Source organism: Acinetobacter sp. ANC5681, from assembly GCF_023488045.1.
GTDB lineage: Bacteria > Pseudomonadota > Gammaproteobacteria > Pseudomonadales > Moraxellaceae > Acinetobacter.
The window spans coordinates 1-2,373 of sequence record NZ_JAMFKZ010000069.1; the positions used below are offsets into that span (position 1 = coordinate 1).

A 2,373-nucleotide genomic window follows, 5' to 3' on the forward strand; every position below is an offset into this window, starting at 1 on the left:
TGTTTCTTGCTCATGGTAAACTCCTAATGAGTATGTATAGTTTACCAAGTTAAACCCTCCTGTTTTTTAAGCACACATCACACTGTTAGCTTAGAGTGATTTTTTCAACTTTTTATACAAGAGTACAAATAGATTGTTTATTGATTTTTTTGCTCTAACACATTGCATATAGAGATTGGGAAAATTAGGGGCTCTATAAAAAGTCTGAAAAATACAACCCTGACCCCCACTCTCTCCATCATACCCAAACAATTACAAGTTAGTTTGAAAAAACAAAGTTCATCATGATGTGTATTCAGAACATCTATTTTTCAGTCCTATGAAGTTCCAAATTATACGATTCAATCCAAAGTTTGATGAGGGGTAGGTTGAGGGGTAAACACGATGATAAAAAATAAGCCCTTGTAAAAACAAGGGCTTATTTAAGTATTTGGCGGAAGCGGTGACAGTCAAATCAAAAATACAATATATTGATTAATAACAATAAAAATATTTAAATTTAATTTTTTACTACTATTTTTACCACTTTAAATTTTATCTTAATATTTTTATTATGATCTCCATTTTAGGGACAGTTTTTCTTTATTAAAGTTCATATTTTTAGCTCTAAAATGATGTACACGCGCACGTGCAGAACATCCATAGAAAACTCTATGAATGGTGATTAGTCATCAAATTAATTAGAGCGTGGGAGTTTCCATAAATTGGATGGATCAGATGAGGTGAAATTTTGATTTAATGGAGAAAAAGCAGACTGTTCCACAGGGGAAGAAACCATAGATTGCAAAACACCTAGTGCTGTAGATGTATATGCAATTTTAGAAAATGACATAATACAATCTTGCTTAGACATACATGATGGATCATGTAATTGCTTCTTAATCTTTACTTCAGCTTTCATACAATCCATGTGCATAGCACTTGCTTTTTCATGATCTTCAGAATTCATCATTTGCATGGATTGCATATCTTGAGATGACATTAAACATGGACTATGTACAGATGCAGCTGCTGCTGCCGATCCTACGATAAGGATGGCAAATGATAAAAACAGCGAAAGGCATGTTTTTAACCAGTGCATAATGTCATGACCAAAATTTAAGCTTTTTTAGTTTTACAGATTCTTAGTAAAATAACAATCCTATAATTAATTTAAATAATTACTTAGACAAGAGCATGGTTGTTGATATGAATCAACAACCATGCTCTAGATTAAAAATGACTCACAACTTGATAAGTTATAAAAGAGAATAAGTAGGCCAACGAGAAAAGATAGATAGCCATTATGGTTGGCTGTTTCCAACTCCCTGTTTCTCTTCTGATAGTTGCCAATGTTGCTAAACAATGTGGGGCAAAGATAAACCAAACTAATAGGGACATACCTGTCGCTAGCCCCCATCCATCTGGTCCAGATATTTGAGATAATAAGGTCTGGGTAACTGCATCTTCATCACCAGACATTGCATAGATCACCCCTAATGCAGCAATAATCACTTCACGAGCTGCCATTGCAGGAATCAAAGCAATACAAATTTCCCAAGTAAATCCAATCGGAGCAAATATTGGATGGATTAGATGTCCTAACTGTCCAGCAATACTATAATTGATTGGTGGCATTGTCGGATTATCAGGTGGTAAAGGGAACGTTACCAAGAACCATAATAAAATAGAAAGTGCGACAATAATTCCACCAACTCTTTTTAAGAATATAGTCGCTCTATCATAAAGCCCCAAAGCTACATTTCGAACATCTGGAATACGGTATGTAGGTAATTCAAAAATGAAAATACTTTCAGTTTTATCTTTTCTTACTAATTTCAAAAATAAAGAGACCAATAAAGCAGATAGGATTCCTGACATGTAAAGTCCGAATAGAACTAAGCCTTGTAAACTGAGCCAACCGTAAACCAATTTATTTGGAATAAAGGCTGCTATCAGCAAAGCATAGACAGGCAATCGAGCAGAGCATGTCATCAATGGAGCAATCATTATCGTTGCCAAACGATCTCTTTCAGAACTGATACTCCGTGTTGCCATAATTCCTGGGATGGCACAGGCAAAGCTTGAAAGCAACGGAATAAATGAACGCCCACTTAAGCCTGCTTTAGACATCAATTTATCCAACAAAAAGGCAGCTCTAGGTAAGTAACCCGATTCCTCTAAAACTAAAATAAAGAAAAATAAAATAAGAATTTGAGGCATATAGGCAAGCACACTACCTGCACCCGCAATCACACCGTCAACAATCAAACTTCTTAGAAGTTGGTGCGAAATTAAAGGTCCAACAGCCCCACTAAACCATGTAATCGAATCCTCAACAAAGGAAATTAATGGTTGAGCCCAAATAAAGACTGCCTGAAACATTACAAACAT

General features: G+C 35.2%; 2 protein-coding genes. Both read right to left on the minus strand.

Annotated elements, in window-relative coordinates; genetic code table 11:
- Nucleotides 1-676: 676 nt before the first annotated feature.
- Nucleotides 677-1,081: a hypothetical protein gene (locus M5121_RS15690; protein WP_249571690.1), complete on the minus strand. Its 405-nt coding sequence runs from the start codon at nt 1,079-1,081 to the stop codon at nt 677-679.
- 131 nt (nt 1,082-1,212) lie between these two features.
- The coding region (gene feoB, locus M5121_RS15695) for a ferrous iron transporter B (protein ID WP_249571691.1) at nt 1,213-2,373 on the minus strand (1,161 nt) is incomplete at its 5' end.